Source organism: Chryseobacterium sp. CG10_8, from assembly GCF_058117085.1.
The window spans coordinates 16569-36123 of record NZ_JBYVEB010000023.1 but is presented as its reverse complement, the minus strand read 5'-3'; the positions used below and the strand labels follow the sequence as shown (position 1 = coordinate 36123).

Genomic DNA, 19555 nt, shown 5'->3' with positions numbered 1-19555 from the left:
AAAAATAATTATGATGATGATTTAAAAAAATGGTTGGAAAATTATACTGATGCAGATGAGAGCAACTATAAAAGTGAGTTGTTGGAAATCTATTCTTATTTTTTAGACAACTCAAAAACACAATTTATTGAAGAAATTGAATCAAATTGGATACCTGAAGATTATCCTGAATATTTTTATTTGTCAATGATTGAATATAAGGAATTTATGAGAAAGAAACTTATTGATTATTTATATTCCACTGGTTACACCAATTTCGATGGTGATATGATAGAAATTTCAGAAGATGCCGATGTACTGGATTTTTGGGAAGTTTGTAACATAAGAACTAAAAAAAATAACGCAGTAATTACTGATAAAAGGCACCAATATTTAAAACATTTTTTTCTATTTAATACTTTTTATGAAGATTTGTTTTTTAAAGAATCAGAGTATATAAATTTTAAATATTCTGTTCCAAAAATTTGCAACTTTCTGTCTATTAATGAGGAGAAAAAAATAAAGACAGATGAAAGTTATATAAAAACAACTAATAGGTTTCTTGTTGAAAATATGGAAGTTCCAATTTATTTGGATTTAAAAGAATTTGAAAGACAATATATTATCGATTTCGTAGAACTGCGAGAAAAAAACAGGGACTTGAATTTCAAAGATTATTTAAAAAGTTTATCAATTCAGTATCTGAATTTTCTAACTGAAAAAGATATTTACGATTATTATGACAAAGAGGTACAAAGAAATTTAGAGAAATATTTTGATGATGAAAATTTTCAAGATTTCATTGATACAAAATACCAAGAAAAACTTTCTATATATTTGAAAGAAAAAGGGTATGCTGATATAGATGTTGCGAGACCATTGTTTATCAGAGAAAATATTATCAAAGTCACTAGTGATATAGATTTAATTATAGACAAAATAAATCGTTTTATTTTAAATGAAATCTTTAAATTAGAATTTAATTCTACTGATGAGTCTCATAAAACTAAAAAAGAACCAAACAAAATTCATTCAAAACTTACCAATGTTCAGGCAATTGGTTTTTTGTTTACCCAACTTATTGAAAAAGGTCTAATAGAACCAAAAAAAAGAAATGGAAAGTTAAGTCCAACAAATACAGCACGTCTAATTTTAGAGCATTTTTATTTTGAAGATTTAGAAGAGCAACCAAGTGAAGAATATTTAACTAAGACACTATTTACTGAAAATAGACTTTCAGATGAAAAAACTAACCTTTTAAAGTTGCCTACTTTGAAACAATTTAACGAAAAATAACTATCTGATTATTAGATGGTTATTTATTTTTTAGGATAATACGGATACTGTTCAGGATAACAGAAACGTGTTTCAACATTCCACCTTTGCAATATCATTTTAAAATTATTGCAAATGGATTCAATTCAATTCATCGGAACAAATCCGACCGACCTCATCACAGAATTAAAAAATTCTTTGATTCCCGAACTTTCAGAAAAACTTTCTTTACAGTTCCAACCCAAACAGCCTACGGAATATCTTACACGCAACGAAGTCTGCGAACTTCTTAAAATCGACCTTTCCACACTTCACAGATGGAGAAAAGATAAGATAATTCCGAGTTACGGAATGCAAAACCGTGTGTACTTCAAACGTAATGAAGTGGAGCAAATTATTAACCAAAATAAATTGAGTTAAGACTATGGCAACCACTTACACACCCGATCATTATGGAATGGTTTACCAGCTCGATGAGGTTAAAAAATCATTCAGACAATACAAATTATCTACTTACGAAAAGATTGCATTTTCCGAGCTGATAAGAACCGAGAAAAACAACGGCTACAATTCCACAACTGGAGCGGATAATCTTTTGAAAATCCGAGATACAACCAACTGGAGCAAATGCACCATTACAGGACTTCGCCCCGAAGCTCCAAAGGGTTTCTATTATGCAGATTTACCAATAAAGAATAAAAAATCTTTTTTTGTTGCATACATTCCCGAAAATTGGGAAACCATCTACATTCGTATTTGTCCGCAATTCTATCCATTCAATGCAACCGACCGACAAAGGATTGTTAAAGAAATCATACAAAGAATGATAAAAGATTTGAACAAAAAAGGGAACGATTAAAAACCGCTCCCTAATTGTTCAAAATATGTAATAGTGGCAACCATTACATTAAACAAAGATAGAAAAATAATGCTGGATAATACGAAGTTTAGAACCAAAAACAAAACGGTAATAAGTAAATTATTACTGCATTCTGACTTCGTACCCACTAACACAAAAAACAATAAAGTAGCTCGTTTTAATCATAAAATGATTGGTGCTAAACTGAGATTTGAATTTAGCAAGGAATTTTATAAAGGTCAATTTAATGGATATGAATATGCAGACCTATCCATTAGTCCGCATTATCATTTTAACAACTACTTACATAATGGTAACGATTTCACGCCGTCAAACGGTATAAAAACGGTTATTGATATTCTTACTTATCTAGGAATAGAACTACACGAATACAACGAGCTGAATGTTTGCAATATTGAATTTGGAATTAATATCATTCCCGAAACCGATATTAAAAACCTCATCAATGGTTTATATTTCTATAAAAAAACACCTTTCAAAATTGGAGATTTTCCATACTTCAAAAAAACTGACACATCCAAAGAAAAGACTTTGAAGGCATACGCAAAAGGTTTACAATTCGCAGGTGTTCCCGAATACGGAATTAATCCCAATACGTTTCGATTTGAAATAAAACATAAAAAATCCCGACCGACAAAAAGAATTTTGAAAAAGGACACAGTTACGGCTAAAGATTTATTGGAGTTGGAAACTTACAATCTATTTTCACAGGAACTACTTAACGAATGGGAACAAATACTACTCATCAATTTAGAACACGATTTGAATAGTTTAAAATCCGATGAGGTACAATTTATCCAAAATTCACAAACCTTTGATTTTTGGAGTGAAATGATACAGACAAAATATCGTAATAAGTTTGGACGAGATAAGGAAAAATATCATAAGATTTTAGACACAAAAAACAACTTGCACCACCAAATAAAAGTGTTGATTTTAGACAAATTGTTTTCGTTGTCAAGTGGTGCAAATTCCCCACAGAGAAACCCCACCAATAAAGGAAAACCATATTTTGATAAAACATCTTTCCAACTGTTAAAGTGTGAAAATGCACCACCTCATCAAAATATTACTCTAAAAATAGATGATAATGAAGACGAAAAAAAGAGGGTTTGTTTGGTTACTGGAATTGATATTTCAATGCAGAAAAAAGGGAGTAAATTTTTATGTTATTCGGGATTGAAATTCTATGAAAATAAAGAACCTAAAATTTATGATGAGGTATTACAAAAATTTTGGTCACAAAACTGCAAAGGACAACCCAAAACCGAACTTTATAAAATCGTGGCTCACAATATCCGAAACCGATATAATAATTTGAAATATTCAAGGGAAAGAAAAGGAAACCTAAATCAGTTAGGGTTATTTGATGATGATTGTTTGTAATAATTCTAAATAATAGAAAGTTGCCAAACTTATGAACAACTAAGTGAATAACCGATTTTTTACAGTCCATAAAAAAGAATGAAACCCCAAGTTTTTAGAGTCCATACGTGCGGGTAAGATTATTAAAAAGTTCCTTAATAATTTAGGTTATTCTAATGTGAGATAGTAAACTACAATAAATTAAAAATATGGGAAGACACGGAACATATCTACCCGAATTAGATAATCTTAGAGAATTATCAATTGGTTTTCTCAAAGAACACGGTTATCTAAAACCTAATCATTGGTTATCGGGTTCAGTAACTTGGACTAATAAAGTTAGTAATATTCAGAACAGTATCAGTATTTGTGTCAGAACTACCGAGAATAGAGGAGTGATAACCCTAAATTATGTATTGAATGATAATGAAAATATCAAATATGATGTGAGACTAATAACAAGACGGTCAAATATCGGTAACAGTGTGTTATGGTTTTTTTTATGTCCTAAGACTGGGAAAGTCTGCCGAAAATTGCACACTTACGGCGGTTATTTTTACCATCGTACTGCATTTGGCCTGAATTACAGTAAACAGAACCAAAGTAAAAAGATGAGGTTTTGGGAAAAGAAATTTGGAGTAATGTTTGACAAAAGTACAGATGAGTTGGATAATAAACATTTCAAAAAATACTACAAAGGCAAACCGACAAAGAAGTTCACAAAACTTTGGGCGAAAGTTATTGAAAGAAATAAAATTGATATTGACGAATATACAATGTCGTTTTTACTTTGAAAAAAATAAGTCAAATATGTCCTATAAAAAACGAAAGAAATAACCATCATTTTTGATACTTTTTTCAACTCGTTGGAATTTGGTTGGAATTTTTCAGAAACAAAAAACCCTAAAACATTTATTATTAATGAATTAGGGTTTTATATTGAGGTACCTAGCGGATTCGAACCGCTGTAGATGGTGTTGCAGACCACTGCCTAGCCGCTCGGCCAAAGTACCATTTGGGTTTGCAAATATAATAAATTTTGGATTAATGAAAAATTTCTATTGATTAATTTCTTTTTTTCCTAAATTATTGAAATCAGATTGTACGTTTTTTGCTTCTTCGTATTTTTTAATATTAATGACCCTTGTATCGCTCCAGTTGTCGTGCCAACCGTTTTCACCTAAAAAAGATAGTCCGTCGAAAGGTACAAGTCTGGAAATATTCCTTAAAAAATATTGATAGGTTGTAGGTACTGTTCCGTCAAGACTTATAACTCGAGTTCCAGTGATGACCTTGCCAAGACTTCTCCCTTTTGTTAGGGTTTCCAAAGTGAAGGTAACTAAAAAATAGACTGAAGCTGTTAGAAGGATATCAATTGCCTTCTCGGATTCTAAATTGGTTGCAAAATTGAAAAGTGTAGCGTCGCCTGTAGATGAATAGATTAATGCGGCAACTAGTCCAAAAGCAAAAAATAACACATAAACAATTATGTAATCGATAATATAATTAAGTAATCTTAATCCTTTAGATGCTCTGTTTTGATCAACAATTTTAAGATATTTCATTGTTTAATTTTTAAATTTTATTGTAAGATTGGCTTTCATATTGATGATTGCAGTGATTCCTCTGTCGGAAACCAATATTTTCTCGGGTTGTAAATTGCTCACTTTTCCCTTCATCTCCATGGATGGATGATAATTTTTATTGAATGATTCTTCGGTACTTATTCTGGCATTGTCCTCCATTTCTTGAGTAGGTATTCCATACTCTTCTTCAATCATATTGACAATTTTGTTTTGGAAAAGTAGTGTAGCGGTTTTTTGCAAGATATTTTTGGTTTTCAATTTATATTTGGAGTTGGTCAAGACTATTTTTCTCTTGAGTCCATCGTAAGTAGGGATACCAGAAATGTAAGAAATTCCATCAACAGCTCCTTCTGTTGTAGCCTCAATCATAATTCTGTCATTATCTCTGTAAACTTTGATTGCGGTTATTTTTACTTTTGATTTTCCTTCTTTGAAATCAAATTCCTTATTGAGAAATTGTTGTTCTGCTAATTTAGTTGCTTCTTGGTATGGGATATTTGCAGTAGTTTTTAATTCAAAATCCTTTGGTACAGAAGCCACAAAGTTAAGGTAAGGTACAGTTTTGATAATGGGCGAGTTGGCTGGCCTTTCACCAGTGAAAGTCTCGGAAAAAACATCAATCCCTAATGTGGTGTCAATTGCATCTTTGTAGAATGCCAAAGGCGACATATTAACTTGGGTGGGTGTAATCTTCAACCAAGTGTGGTATTCTTGAGAAACTTCGGTTGGCTCATAAAAGAGATTCCAAGCAGTGACAGCCATTTGTTGAAAGTTGAGTTGCTTTGCCATCTCGGCATCGATCACTTTGCAAAAATCAGCTTGCTGCTTAGTTAGATTTTCTTCAACAAGTTTGGTGATGGGAATTTTAATAGCTCCGTAATCCAAAACAGGTTTTGTAATCCATTGAAATCCTGATGTCTGTGTTTTGGTTTCGATGGTCCAGTTGTTTTTCAGAATTAAGCTAGTGCTGAAATACATTACGGTTTCGAAAGTTGTATTTTGATATGTATAAACCCCAAATTTACCAACTCCTTTTTCTGCCCAAACTTTAAGAGGAACTTCAATGATGATATTTTGTTTGTTTCCTCCTGTAAGGCGAATAGGGCGAAGTTTCCAAACTTTAACTTTGAATTGGTCCTCGTTGTTATCCAAGTATGAATTGTCCTCGTAGATTAAATTTCCAACAGAATTATTAACCACTTTGCTGACTTCATCCAACGGAATCCTGACTGGAATAGAAATGGTGGATTTAATTTTTGGAAAATCATAAGTCGCCAAAGTGTTCTGAGAGAATACTTTGGTAGCGAAAAGCAGTATGAAAAGAACAATGTATTTCAAAGCAACTTCTTTTAAATATAACTTTTCTCGAACTCTACACTTGCACCATTACATTCCCCTTTCATCGGAGGATTGGTCTTTGTGAGTTTAATTTTTATGAAGGAAATTTGTGGAAATCTGAGATGGATTTTATTAATAATTCTACCTACAACATGTTCCAAAAGTTGGGACTTAATTTCCATTTCTTGCTGTATAATATCGTTGATATCAGCATAGGAAACCGAATCCATTATATTGTCAGTTTCTGAAGCTTTCCAAATATCAGCGTGTAACTCTGCGTTGACAAGATAATAGGTTCCGATGATATTTTCCTCGGGAAGTACTCCATGATAAGCGTAAATTTTTATGTCTTCTAAAAATATTTTTGATTTCATTTTTCTTTCTATTTTTTAGTCACCACCACTGCCACAACCACCACAAGAACTTCCACAAGAGCTTCCTCCAGAATCACCGCTGGAAGAACTACTCGAACAAGAAGAACCACCGCAAGATGATACGGAAGTCGATGTCGAATCGGACCAAGTAGAGAACGTTTTGGTTTCAGGCATGAGAAGATCTGCGACTAGCACTGATGAACCCAAAGCAAGAAATTGCCAGCCTAAATCATCAACAGTTTCCATGTCTTCTTCTGCTTTGATTGATTTTTGTTTCTTTGATAGGTTAATAACTGATTTTTTGAGGTATGTGATTGATTTTGTTTTAATAAAATACAACGTGTACAAAGTAAAGATAAAAATTGTAATACAAAGTAGAAAAATAGGTCTATCTCGGCCAATCCCAAGTGAAAGGCGACTTAAAAGTATTGCGCCAAAAAAAATAAAGAATGCATAGCTGTAAATTGTCGCATTTTGAAATTCTTTACTTGTTTTTAAAGTGTTAATTAGTTTGTTTGTTGATTGGGCATACACCAAGAAAGTTTTTTTCTTTAGGAGGTCTCCTAGTAAAGTGTAGTAATCCATTGGATTGACTTTTTGCATGCTATTCCTAATAGCTTTTTCCAATGGGTTTTTCGAAATTCGTTTATGAATAATCGTTACATTCTTTTTTTTTAATCAGAATTTGGTTCTGATTGACTAGATCTTGTAAAACAATATAGATAACAGGTCGGATTTTGTTTTCTTTAATGGTAATTACTTCAAGACTATTAAGATATTTAGCCGGGCTATGAGTTGGTTTTTGTAAAATTTGGTCAAAATAAGTTCTCATCCAAATTTTGAAAAAATGAAGAGCAAGCAAAAAAAATATAATAATGATCAATAAAAAATAAGGATTTTCAATAGCTAAAAATATTGGCTTTCCAATGGTGGTGAATAATATCGTGAGCAATATTAAGGAGCCAAAAGCATAGAAAACAAAATTACCATTATCCAAAGATTCACGATGTAGCTGTAATAGGTCGGTGTCTTTTCTTATTTGCCAGAGATACCAGTTCTCGCTGCCGAAAGTCTCTTTGTATTTTTGTTCTGTTAATTGAAATGCTTTTTTGAAAACTTTCTCTTCTTCCTCATTGTGCGTAGAAGGCAAGTGCTTTATTTCCTTTCCCAAAATACTGCAGAATTCTTGGTAAGAGTCGGAATAAATGAGATGTTGGTGCCACACAATATCGACGATTTCACATGGAGAAAACATTTCTTCATTGGTTGAAATGAGATACATGAATTTCTTATATTGCAGGACGGCTTTTGAGGTGAAATCTTCGGTCCATTGATTTTCAAAGGCAAGTCTGGTTATGAAACCGTATTCTTGTGGGCTTTTTTCGAATTCATAGTTCAGAACTTTATCCCAAACTTTTTCATCATTTAGCATATGCCTCAGTGTTTTTTTGGCAAATTTAATTATAATTTGTTTTCGTTGTCAAAATATCCCTTACTTTCTACTTTGTTGGAGAAGAAATTGAGAAAAAGTACCACGAAAATTAGGAAAACTACAGATTGCAAACTAACAAGAAATTTTCCCATAGTTGTTACTGGAAAAAAATCACCATATCCAATCGTTGCTGATGTTACAAAGCTGAAATAGATAGGGTCAAACCAATGTTGAAACTCTTTGCACATATAACTTCCTCTTGAGTAGATGACGCCAAAGCAAAAAATGATTTCAATATAATTGAGAAATAATAACAACATTGAACGCCGATAGGAGCGCGGTCTTGAAAAAATATCTGAGGCAAATATTAAAGTCGGAACATACAACATGGTTTCTAACATCAACCACAACATGAGATAAAACAAGATATTGTTGTTCTGTAAACCAAAGTACAATAAGCAAAATGGGAATGTAATCTTGAAAAGAACAAATATATCAACCGACAAATCTTGATAAGCAATACCTTTTCTTCCAGAGATTTCTTTGATATATGTCCCTAAAAATAAAAATTGGGTCACAGCAAGAAAAAGCCTCAAAAGCTTTTCTATACCGATGTCATTGTGTTGTTCGTTGTTCCATATAGCCTTGATGTTATCGACTCTTTTTGCAATTGCACCTTTAGTTGGCCTCGAATCTATTTCGGGTCTACCTAGAACCAATTTCCTAAAAAAAGTACTCATCTAATGAAAGCTAAATCTTGAACTTTATCACCACTTTTGATGCTTTACTTGATGCTCTTGCTCAGGTCGAGCATTGCTTCAATAGGCTTCAGTGCTTTTAGACGAAGTTCTTCGTCCATGGTGATTTCAGGAAGTTCGTATTTCATGCAGAGATAGAGTTTTTCCAAAGTATTTCTTTTCATGAAGAAACATTCGCTGCAATTGCAACTGTCATCAAAAACCAATGCCGGAATCAGTTCTTTTCCTGGTGCACGTTTTTTCATTTCATGAAGAATTCCTTCTTCTGTTGCCACGATAAATTTTTGACACTCATCTTTTTCAACATAGTTAAGAAGGGCAGAAGTCGAACCTATAAAATGAGCCAAATCCAAAACTGGCGTTTCGCTTTCTGGGTGTGCTATTAATTTTGCATCTGGATTTTCAGCTAATTGTTTTGCAATTCTTTCCATGGAGAAAGCTTCGTGAACGATGCAGCTTCCGTTCCACAAAATCATATTGCGACCCGTTTTTTTCTCCAAATATCTTCCCAAATTTTTGTCAGGAGCAAAAATGATTGGTCGGTCTTCTGGAAGTGCATTAATAATCGTTTCCGCATTAGAGCTCGTTACGATAATATCACTTTCCGCTTTTGTTTCTGCATTACAGTTGATGTAAGTAGCAATCAGGGCATCAGGATGCTTTTCGCGCATCGCTCTCAAACCTTCTCCACTACAACCATCTGCAAGGGAACATCCCGCTTGAGTGTCTGGAAGTACTACCTTTTTTTCAGGATTTAAAATTTTAGCGGCTTCCGCCATAAAATGAACTCCACAAAAAGCAATCATATCAGCATCTGTTTCCTTCGCAGCTCTTGCTAATTGCAAAGAATCACCAAGAAAATCCGCAATATCCTGAATGGCAGCTGGTTGGTAATAATGCGCCAAAATCACAGCATTTTTTTCTTTTTTGAGATCCAAAATGGCTTGTACCAATTCTTCACCTTCTGGAATGATAAGGTCTTTGATATCTAAAAATCCCTTGACAGGAAGGTTGGCTTTGGCGTTACGTAGTGTTTCGTTCATTTTGCTAAAATTTTGAATTTTAAAGATAAATATTTTTTTGAATTTATCATTTTTAATATTTCGAAGCAGTTAATTACCTTTCTTGTGATTTAATTATTTTATAAGGCTGAAAAGCAAGACACTTTAGCTTAATAAAAATATAAATTCTCAAGTTCACTTAAGTTGAAAATCAAAGATTTTAAAAACTTATATATTCTTAAGGGATTTACTTTCGTCGCTGTTTTAATAGCCTAAGTTCAATCAAGTTTTTTGGAAATTAAGATTCTAAAAAACTGGTCACCAAATCTTCGGTTTCTTTTTTCGATTTTTCCAAATCATCGTTGATGACGACTTTATCAAAATCCTTTTCGAAAGTCAATTCGTATTCTGCTTTTTGGACTCGGGTTTTAATGGTTTCTAAGTCATCGGTATTTCTTCCAATCAATCTTCGTTCCAATTCCTCTACGGAAGGAGGTTTGATGAAAATGGATAAGGCTTGTTCTGCAAAATATTTTTTGAGGGCAATTCCGCCTTTGACATCAACATCAAAAATGACCGTTTTCCCAGATTCCCAAATTCTTTCCACTTCGGATTTTAGGGTTCCGTAGAATTTGTCATGATAGACTTCTTCGTACTCTACGAAGGCGTTTTCTTCTATTTTGGATTTGAATTCTTCTACCGAAAGAAAATAATAATCGACTCCGTTTTGTTCCGTTCCGCGAGGACTTCTCGTAGTACATGAAATCGAAAATGCCAATTGTGAAAAATGTTCTAAAATATGTTTGACTAATGTCGTTTTTCCGCTTCCAGAAGGAGCAGAGAAGATGATGACCTTATTCATGAATGCTAATTGATGGTTGATGAATGATTCTTTTGCCTCTTTCTATTTTTTACTTTTTCCTTGGCTATTCTAAAGTACATTCAGGGTTTGTTCTTTTATTTTTTCCAAGTTGTCCTTCATTTCGACAACCAATTTTTGGATTTCGGTGTGATTGGCTTTGGAACCAAGGGTATTAATTTCTCGACCAATTTCTTGAGCAATGAAGCCTAATTTTTTTCCATTGATGTCCTCTTTTTGCATCACGTCCAAATAATATTTGATATGTTGAGCCAAACGAACTTTTTCTTCGGAAACATCCAGTTTTTCTACATAATAAGTAACCTCCTGATAATATCTTGTTTCATCAATACTTTCGAAATCTTTCAAAGCGTTTTCGTAGCGTTCTTTGAGGGTGCTGATTCTTTCATCTTCATACTTGGAAACTTCCTGAAGGCGTTCTTCGATATTGGCAAGATTTTTCTCTAATTCGAGTTTTAAAATCTGACCTTCAGTTGTTCGGAAATTCAAGAAATTCTGAATCGCTTCAGTAAGAATTTGTTTAAGAAAATTCCATTCTTCTTCATCCAATTCATTCTGGTTATTAGAGATGGCTTCTGGCATTCTTACGGCCATTTTGAGGTATTCGAAATCAGGAGCGTCATCTGCAATTAGTCTTAATTCTTCGATATAGGCTTTGACTAATTCTCGGTTGATTTTGACTTCGTTGTTGCCATCAATTACTTCGCAGTTGATGTAGCAATCTATTTTTCCTCGAAAAAGGCTGTCATTAAGTTGTTTTCTGATGTCAAATTCTTTCTCCTTGTAACGAACTGGGATTCTAATGCTCAAGTCAAAGCTTTTGCTATTGAGTGACTTAAGGTCAATACTGATTTTTTTTCCGTTAAAAACTCCCTCACTTCTTCCGAAGCCCGTCATCGATTGTATCATAGTACTTTATTGTAATACAAAGATAAACATTTATCTTCGCAATGTGAAAACATTAATTTCTATCGTCGGTACAACAGGAATCGGGAAAACCCGATTGGCAATAGACTTAGCGAGGTTTTATAAGGCCGAAATTATCTCTTGTGATTCTCGACAGTTTTTCAAAGAAATGAAAATTGGAACGGCTGCTCCCACAGAAGAAGAGATGTCTCAAGCTCCCCATCACTTTATTGGAAATCTCTCTATTAACGACTATTATTCGATTGGTCAGTTCGAAATTGATGCTTTGGAAAAGTTGAATTTTTTATTTCAAGATCATGACGTTGTCATCATGGTTGGAGGAAGCATGATGTATGAAAAAGCCGTGATTGAAGGTCTCCATGATTTGCCTGAAGCAAACGAAGGACATCTGAAAAAATTAGAGCAAATTTGGAATGAAGAAGGTCTTGAGAAATTGCAGGAAATATTGAAAGAATTGGACCCCGAGTATTATGGTAATGTAGATTTGGAGAATCTTCGAAGATTATTGCGAGCGATAGATGTGATTTGGCAAACTGGGAAAACCTATACCGAATTAATTTCAACTCCTAAAAATAAGCGTGATTTCCAAGTCTTCAGAATAGGAATCGAAGCTCCGCGAGAAATCATTTACGAGAGAATTAATAGACGAGTAGATGTTATGATGAATGCAGGACTTCTTGATGAGGTGAAGATGCTACGCGAGAATTACAAGGACAATTATTTGGATTTAACTCCTTTAAAAACGGTAGGTTACACGGAATTATTTCGTTATCTGGATGGAGAGTGGGATTTGGAATTTGCGGTATCAGAAATTAAGAAAAATTCCAGACGTTTTGCGAAACGACAATTAACTTGGTACCGAAAAGAGGAAAATATTAGTTGGGTCAACTACGAAAATCCTCTACAAGAATCCTTATCTTTGCAAGATAAATATAACAATCAATCAATGTAACAGTGTAACAATTTTTTTTCATTGGTAAATTGGTACACTTAGTACATTTTTAAATTAAAATAAATCATGGCTAATACCCCTTCTAATATGCTTGCTTTGGGAACAAAGGCTCCCTTTTTTGAACTTCCTAATCCGTCTAAGTCTAATCAATTGGAGTCATTAGAAGACTTGAAAGGAGAAAAAGGAACATTGGTGTTTTTTATGTGTAATCATTGCCCTTTTGTTCTTCATGTGATTGACAAATTGACGGAATTACACGAAGATTATCAAGAGCAAGGGATTGAGTTTATCGCTATTAATGCTAATGATATCGAAAAATATCCGGCAGATTCTCCAGAAAAAATGATTGAATTTCAAATTGAAAGAAAATTTGATTTTCCTTATTTGTTTGATGAATCTCAAGCGATTGCCAAAGCTTATGATGCTGCGTGTACACCTGATTTCTTTTTCTTCGATGACAAATTGGATTTGATTTACAGAGGGCAAATGGATGATTCTCGCCCTGGAAATTCTAAAGAAATTACAGGTGAAGATTTAATTATTGCTTTCGAAAATCTATTAGCTGGAGAACCACAAGAAGAATTGCAAAAACCGAGCATGGGTTGCAATATCAAGTGGAAATAAGCTATATCACGGCATTCTTTTCGTAATATTCTTTTTTGAATTCTGAAGGCGTCTTGCCCGTATATTTCTTGAATGTACGGTTAAAGTACGTTATATTATTGAAGCCGCAAATGTAACCGCATTCTGCGATGGATTTGTCCTGCGAAATAAAGAGGCAAGCTTTACTAATTCTATACCGGTTGACAAATTCGGAAAAGGTAATTTGAGTGGTTTTTTTGAAGAAATTACAAAATGCTGGCAAAGTTAAGTTTGCCAGATTAGCTGCTGTTTGGATATCAATATCTTGGTCATAGTTTTTCTCAACATAGGTGAAGATATTTTGCAGTCTCGTTTTATTTTTGGAAATGATGGAGTGTGGCATCACATCATTATTTAATAAAGTATAATCTTTCGTTCTTGCCAGCTCAAGAAGAATCTGAAGCAGGACAATATAGCGGTAGTAACCTTTTCGTCCTATGATTTCCCGAAGCTTTGGCAAAATTTGGGCTTTGGTTTCTTCAGAAAAGCAGATGCCATATTTTGCGGTTTCTAATAATTCCTTAATGGCAAGGCCTTCCGTTTCTTGTTCTGGAAACGTGAAAATTTCCTCTTTGAACTGAATAACAATTTCCTCGTGTGGGTCGCTTGAGTTCAGTCCAAACCCTGAATGTGGAATGTTAGATCCTATCAATACCAAGTCTCCATTGATGAAATCACTTTTGTGATAGCCAACATGTCGAGTTCCACCACCGCTTACGACGCACACTAATTCAACTTCTGGGTGATAATGATACTCCCATCTGAGATTTTCGGTTGGCTCATTAATATTGATGATTCTAAATGAACTTCCTGCGTCAGGAATGACTCTTTCAAAAGTGACTTTCATTCAATTAAGCATTAATTGGTAGTAAATTTAATAAATATATTAATATAGTTCAATATTTGATTTACTATGTTAAATAATTATTAACAAAACGCTTCTACTTTTGCGTCATAATAAAAGGTTATGAAAAATCTTAATATCAAAATCGTCCTTTTTCTCAACTACTTTGTATTTGCGATTCTATTAAATTCAGTTGGAACTGTCATTCTGCAAGTTCAACAAAATTTCAACACTCCAATCGATGAAGCGAGGTATTTGGAGGGATTCAAGGATTTGCCTATTGCGTTTTGTTCATTTCTTTTAGCTTCTTTTTTACCCAAAATTGGAATTAAAAGGTCTATGCTTATTGGTTTGGCTGCGGTCACTGTAATGTGCTTTATCATGCCTTATGCTAATGCATTCTGGTACTTCAAGATACTTTTCACTATTGTGGGAATTTCTTTTGCGCTGATAAAGATTTCTGTTTTTACAACCATTGGTTTGGTAACCAATAATCAAAAGGAACACTCCAGTCTAATGGGATTTTTAGAAGGATTTTTCATGGTAGGTGTTTTGGCTGGAAATGTTTTCTTTAGTATGTTTATCGATAACGATCATCCTCAATCCACTTCATGGCTTGTAGCCTATCGGTTTTTAGGAATCTTGTCTGCTTGTTCGTTTTTATTTTTACTTTTTTCCAAATTGGATGAACATGACGCAAAGCAGGAGAACTCCTCTTTATTGGATGATTTACGAAATAGTGCAAATCTTTTTAGCTTGAAGAAAGTTCTGTTGTTCTTATTGTGCGCATTTCTTTTCGTTTTAGTAGAGCAAAGTTTCCAAACGTGGACTCCTACTTTTTACAAGCAGATACTAAAGTTGCCAACAACAATGGCGGTACAAGCAGGAGCAATTTTGGCGGGAATGTTTGCATTAGGTAGATTTTTATCAGGAGCAATCGCCAAAAAAATCAGTTGGATATACATTATCACTTTCTGTATCATCGGTTTTGCGGTTAGTATTCTTTTGGTTTTGCCTCTTACTCAAAATGTGGAAATTAGTGAGAATACGACATGGTTTAATGCCCCTTTGGTAGTGTATCTTTTCCCACTCATGTGTATTTTCTTAGCACCAATTTATCCAAGTATTAATTCGGTTATTTTGGCTTCGATTCCAAAATATTTGCAAAGCTCAATGTCGGGACTAATTGTTGTGTTTTCGGCAATAGGAGGTACTTTGGGCTCTATGTTGACAGGATTTGTATTTCAAGAATTTAGTGGTCAGCAAGCATTTTATTTTTCTTTGATTCCATTAACATTGATGTTGATTTCATCAATAGCCTTACACAAACAAATCTCTAACTCAAAAATATCTTAATCATGGACAATCAGCTTTTTTTAGAAGACATTTATCCCTTATTTGAAGCAGTTCAGAAAGCGGAGATTTTTGAAGACCAGAAAACAATGGCAGATGCAGTTCCATTGTATCCTATAGATGAAATTAATGTAGAGTACAACGCGGAAAAGGACCATGCGGATTTTGATTTGAAGCGATTTGTTCTTGGAAAGTTTGCATGGAAAAACAAAGTGAGCAATTATGTAGAAGAAGGTCAGCCAACTTCTATAGAACAACATATCGAACATCTTTGGGATGTTCTCCAAAGAGAAGCTGAGGAGAATGCGGGAACGTTGCTGAAATTACCTCAATCTTACATCGTACCTGGTGGAAGGTTTAATGAATTTTTCTATTGGGATAGCTATTTTGTTATGCTTGGTTTACAAGTTTCGGGCAGAATCCAAATGATGATGAACATTATCAATAATTGCAAATTTTTGATTGACAATTATGGTTTTGTTCCCAACGGAAATAGGACATACTTTTTGACACGTTCCCAACCTCCTTATTTTTCGCTGATGTTGGACTTGTATTACGAAACTACCAAGGATGAAAATATCTATATCAACAATTTCGAAACCTTGAAGAATGAATATCGCTTTTGGATGGATGGAGTAGAAAAATTGGAGAATGGGACTGCTTACAAAAGAGTGTTAAAAACTCAAAATGGAGATGTCCTCAATCGATACTATGATAATGAAAATCTACCTCGACCAGAAAGTTACATTATGGATGTAGAAGATTTTCAAAAAGCCAATAATGAAGAGTTTTACCGAAACGTAAGGGCTGCTTGTGAGTCTGGTTGGGATTTTTCCAGCAGATGGTTTGCTGACCAAGAAAATATGTCTACTATCCAAACCTTGGATTTGGCTCAAATTGATTTGAACTGTCTCCTTTGGCACCTCGAAAGTACGATTGCAAAAACAGCGAAACTTCTTCAAGATACTGAGATGGAAGATGAATTTTCGAAATTATCAGAGCATAGAATGCGTAATATCGAAAAGTATTTTTGGGATGAGGCGAAAGGTCTATACCGAGATTATAATTTCAAAAAAGATAAAACAACTACTTCCGAGCATATTGCAACGCTTTACCCTCTGTTTTTTGGGCTTTCAACAAAGTCTCAAGCAGAGAAAGTTGCTCAGAATATTGAAGCACTTTTCTTAAAAAAAGGTGGGTTGGTAACTACTACAAAACAATCGGGACAACAATGGGATTATCCCAATGCTTGGGCTCCTTATCAATGGATTGGCTATGTTGCAATGACTAACTATAATTTGGCTGAACTCGCTGGAGGCATCAAGGACGCTTGGTGTTCTACGGTCGAAAAAGTATATAAAAAAACACTAAAATTAATGGAGAAATACAACGCTGCTGATCCCGACACCAAAGCTGGAGGAGGAGAATATCCAAATCAGGACGGTTTTGGTTGGACAAACGGGGTATTTATGAAACTAAGACAACAACTTTAAACTAAATCAAAATGAAGAAAAAATCATTTATTCTTTTCATGGGAGTCGCGACGTTGTATTTTCAGAATGCTTATGCACAAGAGGTTACTAAAGACTCCACGAAAGTGGCAGAAATCGAAAGGGTGGTTATTACCGGAAGAGCTAATCCTAAAAAAAGGTTAGAGTCTGCGGTTGCGATTACCACTTTGAAAGCAGCAGAAATCCAAGAAAGAGCACCGCAAAGTACCGCTGACATTTTGCAGTATGTTCCAGGATTTGTTGCAGAGACATCGGGTGGAGAAGTAGGTAACAACTTGTTCGCGAGAGGGATTCCTTCTGCAGGAGCGTATGAGTACGTTCAGATTCAGGAGGATGGGCTTCCAATCTTTGAAGATGGAGCTTTACAATTCGCTAACATTGACAATTTTCAACGAATTGACCTAACGCTTAAAAACGTTGAGGCAGTAAGGGGAGGTTCCGCAGCAGTTTTTGCTTCTGGTGCTCCTGGAGGAATTGTTAATTTCATGTCGCAAACTGGACAAAACGATTTGAAGGGAACCTTCAAATTATCAACGGGGACTTACGGATTATTTCGTACCGACTTCAATGTAGGAGGTGCTTTAATCCAGGACAAATTGTTCTTCAACGCAGGTGGTTTTTACCGATTGGACAATGGTGTCCGAAATCCTGGTTACACCGCTAACAAAGGAGGACAAATCAAATTGAACTTGACCTACAAGTTAGATCGAGGTTTTGCAAGAGTCTATTACAAACATTTGGATGACCGCAACATCTTCTATCAAGTAACACCTTTTATCAAAGATGGGGACAAAGTGAAGGCTTATCCAGGCTTTGATGCGCATTACGGAACTTTCGGTTCTCGCGAAATGGCTAATATCCGTGTTCCTCAGTATGGAGGTGGATTTTTTGAGACAGATTTGAGAGATGGAGTTCATCCTGTTTCTGATGCAATTGGTGCTGAATTTAAGTATGACTTATCGGACAAAGTAACGGTAAATAATAACTTTAAATTCACAAATATCAACGAAAATTACAACGCTATTTTTGCTCCGGCTTGGATGGGAACGATTGTTTCTCAAGCTGATTATGCTACTGGTGTAGGTGTTTCTGACTATCTATTTACTTATGTGAGTGGCGGAGCACAGTTAGAATCCTCAGTAAAGCTGAAAAGAGCCGACTTGTGGTACATCAACAAACAAATGCAAAATTTTGCGAATAATTTGAGTTTCAATATCAAGCTTGACCCAGTAAAATTAAATGTTGGATATTATTACTCCAATTGGAATACCGACCAATACTGGAACTGGAACAGCTTCTTGGTTACGGCTAATGATAGTCCAAGATTGGTTAATCTTCAGGATACTAACAGTGGAATGAACTATACTTACAACGGTATTTCTCAAATCACTTGGTTAGAAAGACAGTCAGGACTTACAGGAAGTGTTAATGCTCTGTTTGCAAACGCTGATATCAAGATAAATGACAAATTCAATGCGAATGTAGGATTGCGTTATGACGCAGACCGTTACAAGGGTTATAGAGATAATGCGAGTTTTGGTTCTCAAAATTTAGTAATGTTGTCTAATAGCACAGCAGATGATGCAGTGACAACCATCCAAGGGAATCCATATACTTATTGGGACTATGATGTTAACGAATTAAGTTATACTGTTGCCCTTAATTATAAAATTTCAAGTCGATTTGCGACCTATTTCCGTCAGAGTCATGGTTTCCGAGCTCCAATTGAAGAATCCTTCTATGATGCAGCTGGTAAAGGAACAATTGATGATTTGAAGGTGACTACTATCAATCAAAGCGAGCTTGGATTTAATGGTCAAATTACACGTAATGTAGCATTATTTGCGAGTTTGTTCCACATGAAGTTAGAAAATATTCCTTATCAAGATATTGTTGCGGGAGGGGTTTCTGAAGGTAAATTTGCTCACGTTAAAAACACAGGGCTTGAATTGGAGACGATTGGAAAATTTAACAAATTTCACTTTAGTGTTAATGCAACAATCCAAAATCCTAAATACAGTGATTTCAAAGGAACTGATTTCAATTACGATGGAAATGTAGCAAGAAGAATTCCGAAATTCTACTTCATCATTAGACCAGATTATGATATTACTCCGAAACTTAATGCTTTTGTGAAGTGGTCTTACTTTGGCAAGAAGTATAATGACGAAGCTAATACTTTTGTTTTGGCAGCATTTAATACTTGGGATGCAGGACTTTCTTACAAAGTCAATAATATCCGATTTGCGGTGGATGCAACCAATATTTTCAACACGATTGGACTTACAGAAGGTGATGGAAGCTGGAGTAATGTGCAAAATGGTGATGTGGTATTCGGAAGATCTATTGTAGGAGCAGCAGCGAGAGCTTCAATCACTATTGATTTTTAGAACAAAACCATTTAGTATATATTTTATTGACGGAAGCGGCGGCAATTTATTGCCGCCGCTTTTTTATG

The 19555-nt window shown here is 34.5% G+C and carries 20 protein-coding genes and 1 tRNA gene; 10 read left to right on the top strand and 11 right to left on the bottom strand.

Annotated elements, in window-relative coordinates; genetic code table 11:
- From AC4AGG_RS06005 to AC4AGG_RS05985, 5 genes are all read left to right on the top strand, one after another.
- Positions 1-1275, top strand: a 1275-nt coding sequence (locus AC4AGG_RS06005) for a hypothetical protein (protein ID WP_489771086.1), incomplete at its 5' end; no start/stop codon positions are given.
- 114 nt (positions 1276-1389) lie between these two features.
- On the top strand, positions 1390-1674 hold the full coding sequence (locus AC4AGG_RS06000; protein ID WP_489771085.1) for a helix-turn-helix domain-containing protein: 285 nt from the start codon (positions 1390-1392) through the stop codon (positions 1672-1674).
- A 4-nt stretch (positions 1675-1678) separates the two neighbouring features.
- A complete protein-coding gene (locus AC4AGG_RS05995; protein WP_489771084.1) occupies positions 1679-2113 on the top strand; it encodes a hypothetical protein in 435 nt (144 codons plus the stop codon).
- 33 nt (positions 2114-2146) lie between these two features.
- Positions 2147-3520, top strand: a complete 1374-nt coding sequence (locus tag AC4AGG_RS05990; protein WP_489771083.1) for a hypothetical protein — start codon at positions 2147-2149, stop codon at positions 3518-3520.
- A gap of 188 nt (positions 3521-3708) precedes the next feature.
- Positions 3709-4293, top strand: coding sequence for a hypothetical protein (locus tag AC4AGG_RS05985; RefSeq protein WP_489771082.1), 585 nt, complete (start codon positions 3709-3711; stop codon positions 4291-4293).
- 148 nt (positions 4294-4441) lie between these two features.
- Here the strand turns inward: AC4AGG_RS05985 and AC4AGG_RS05980 are convergent.
- The 10 genes from AC4AGG_RS05980 to AC4AGG_RS05935 all read right to left on the bottom strand — a co-directional run bounded on the left by AC4AGG_RS05980 (position 4442) and on the right by AC4AGG_RS05935 (position 11777).
- A tRNA-Cys gene (locus tag AC4AGG_RS05980) sits at positions 4442-4512 on the bottom strand.
- A gap of 45 nt (positions 4513-4557) precedes the next feature.
- Positions 4558-5064, bottom strand: coding sequence for an RDD family protein (locus AC4AGG_RS05975; protein ID WP_489771081.1), 507 nt, complete (start codon positions 5062-5064; stop codon positions 4558-4560).
- Between the two features lie 3 nt (positions 5065-5067).
- The gene (locus AC4AGG_RS05970; RefSeq protein ID WP_489771080.1) at positions 5068-6423 is read right to left on the bottom strand and encodes a DUF4403 family protein; all 1356 of its coding nucleotides are present in this window, start codon (positions 6421-6423) and stop codon (positions 5068-5070) included.
- 11 nt (positions 6424-6434) lie between these two features.
- A complete protein-coding gene (folB, locus tag AC4AGG_RS05965) occupies positions 6435-6797 on the bottom strand; it encodes a dihydroneopterin aldolase (RefSeq protein ID WP_489771079.1) in 363 nt (120 codons plus the stop codon).
- A 15-nt stretch (positions 6798-6812) separates the two neighbouring features.
- Entirely contained in the window at positions 6813-7382 is a 570-nt protein-coding gene (locus tag AC4AGG_RS05960; RefSeq protein WP_489771078.1) for a hypothetical protein, read from the bottom strand.
- 61 nt (positions 7383-7443) lie between these two features.
- A complete protein-coding gene (locus AC4AGG_RS05955) occupies positions 7444-8229 on the bottom strand; it encodes a glycine-rich domain-containing protein (RefSeq protein ID WP_489771077.1) in 786 nt (261 codons plus the stop codon).
- Between the two features lie 29 nt (positions 8230-8258).
- Positions 8259-8969 (bottom strand): potassium channel family protein, encoded by a 711-nt coding sequence (locus AC4AGG_RS05950; protein WP_489771076.1) that lies wholly within the window; start codon positions 8967-8969, stop codon positions 8259-8261.
- Between the two features lie 44 nt (positions 8970-9013).
- Positions 9014-10030 (bottom strand): quinolinate synthase NadA, encoded by a 1017-nt coding sequence (gene nadA, locus AC4AGG_RS05945; protein ID WP_489771075.1) that lies wholly within the window; start codon positions 10028-10030, stop codon positions 9014-9016.
- A gap of 256 nt (positions 10031-10286) precedes the next feature.
- On the bottom strand, positions 10287-10850 hold the full coding sequence (gmk, locus tag AC4AGG_RS05940) for a guanylate kinase (RefSeq protein ID WP_489771074.1): 564 nt from the start codon (positions 10848-10850) through the stop codon (positions 10287-10289).
- Between the two features lie 69 nt (positions 10851-10919).
- Entirely contained in the window at positions 10920-11777 is an 858-nt protein-coding gene (locus AC4AGG_RS05935) for a YicC/YloC family endoribonuclease (RefSeq protein WP_489771073.1), read from the bottom strand.
- Between the two features lie 43 nt (positions 11778-11820).
- On the opposite strand from AC4AGG_RS05935, the gene miaA reads away from it, so the two are divergent.
- Positions 11821-12747, top strand: coding sequence for a tRNA (adenosine(37)-N6)-dimethylallyltransferase MiaA (miaA, locus tag AC4AGG_RS05930; protein ID WP_489771072.1), 927 nt, complete (start codon positions 11821-11823; stop codon positions 12745-12747).
- A gap of 66 nt (positions 12748-12813) precedes the next feature.
- Complete coding sequence (locus AC4AGG_RS05925; protein WP_489771071.1) at positions 12814-13371, top strand: thioredoxin family protein; 558 nt, start codon at positions 12814-12816, stop codon at positions 13369-13371.
- A 1-nt stretch (position 13372) separates the two neighbouring features.
- Here AC4AGG_RS05925 and AC4AGG_RS05920 read toward each other — a convergent pair whose 3' ends face one another.
- The gene (locus tag AC4AGG_RS05920; RefSeq protein WP_489771070.1) at positions 13373-14236 is read right to left on the bottom strand and encodes an AraC family transcriptional regulator; all 864 of its coding nucleotides are present in this window, start codon (positions 14234-14236) and stop codon (positions 13373-13375) included.
- Positions 14237-14356: 120 nt separating this feature from the next.
- Between AC4AGG_RS05920 and AC4AGG_RS05915 the strand changes: the two genes are divergently transcribed.
- The 3 genes from AC4AGG_RS05915 to AC4AGG_RS05905 are packed head-to-tail and all read left to right on the top strand — an operon-like array spanning position 14357 to position 19487.
- Entirely contained in the window at positions 14357-15589 is a 1233-nt protein-coding gene (locus tag AC4AGG_RS05915; RefSeq protein WP_489771069.1) for an MFS transporter, read from the top strand.
- Between the two features lie 2 nt (positions 15590-15591).
- A complete protein-coding gene (gene treF / locus AC4AGG_RS05910) occupies positions 15592-17079 on the top strand; it encodes an alpha,alpha-trehalase TreF (RefSeq protein WP_489771068.1) in 1488 nt (495 codons plus the stop codon).
- Between the two features lie 11 nt (positions 17080-17090).
- Positions 17091-19487, top strand: a complete 2397-nt coding sequence (locus tag AC4AGG_RS05905) for a TonB-dependent receptor (protein WP_489771067.1) — start codon at positions 17091-17093, stop codon at positions 19485-19487.
- Positions 19488-19555: the final 68 nt, after the last annotated feature.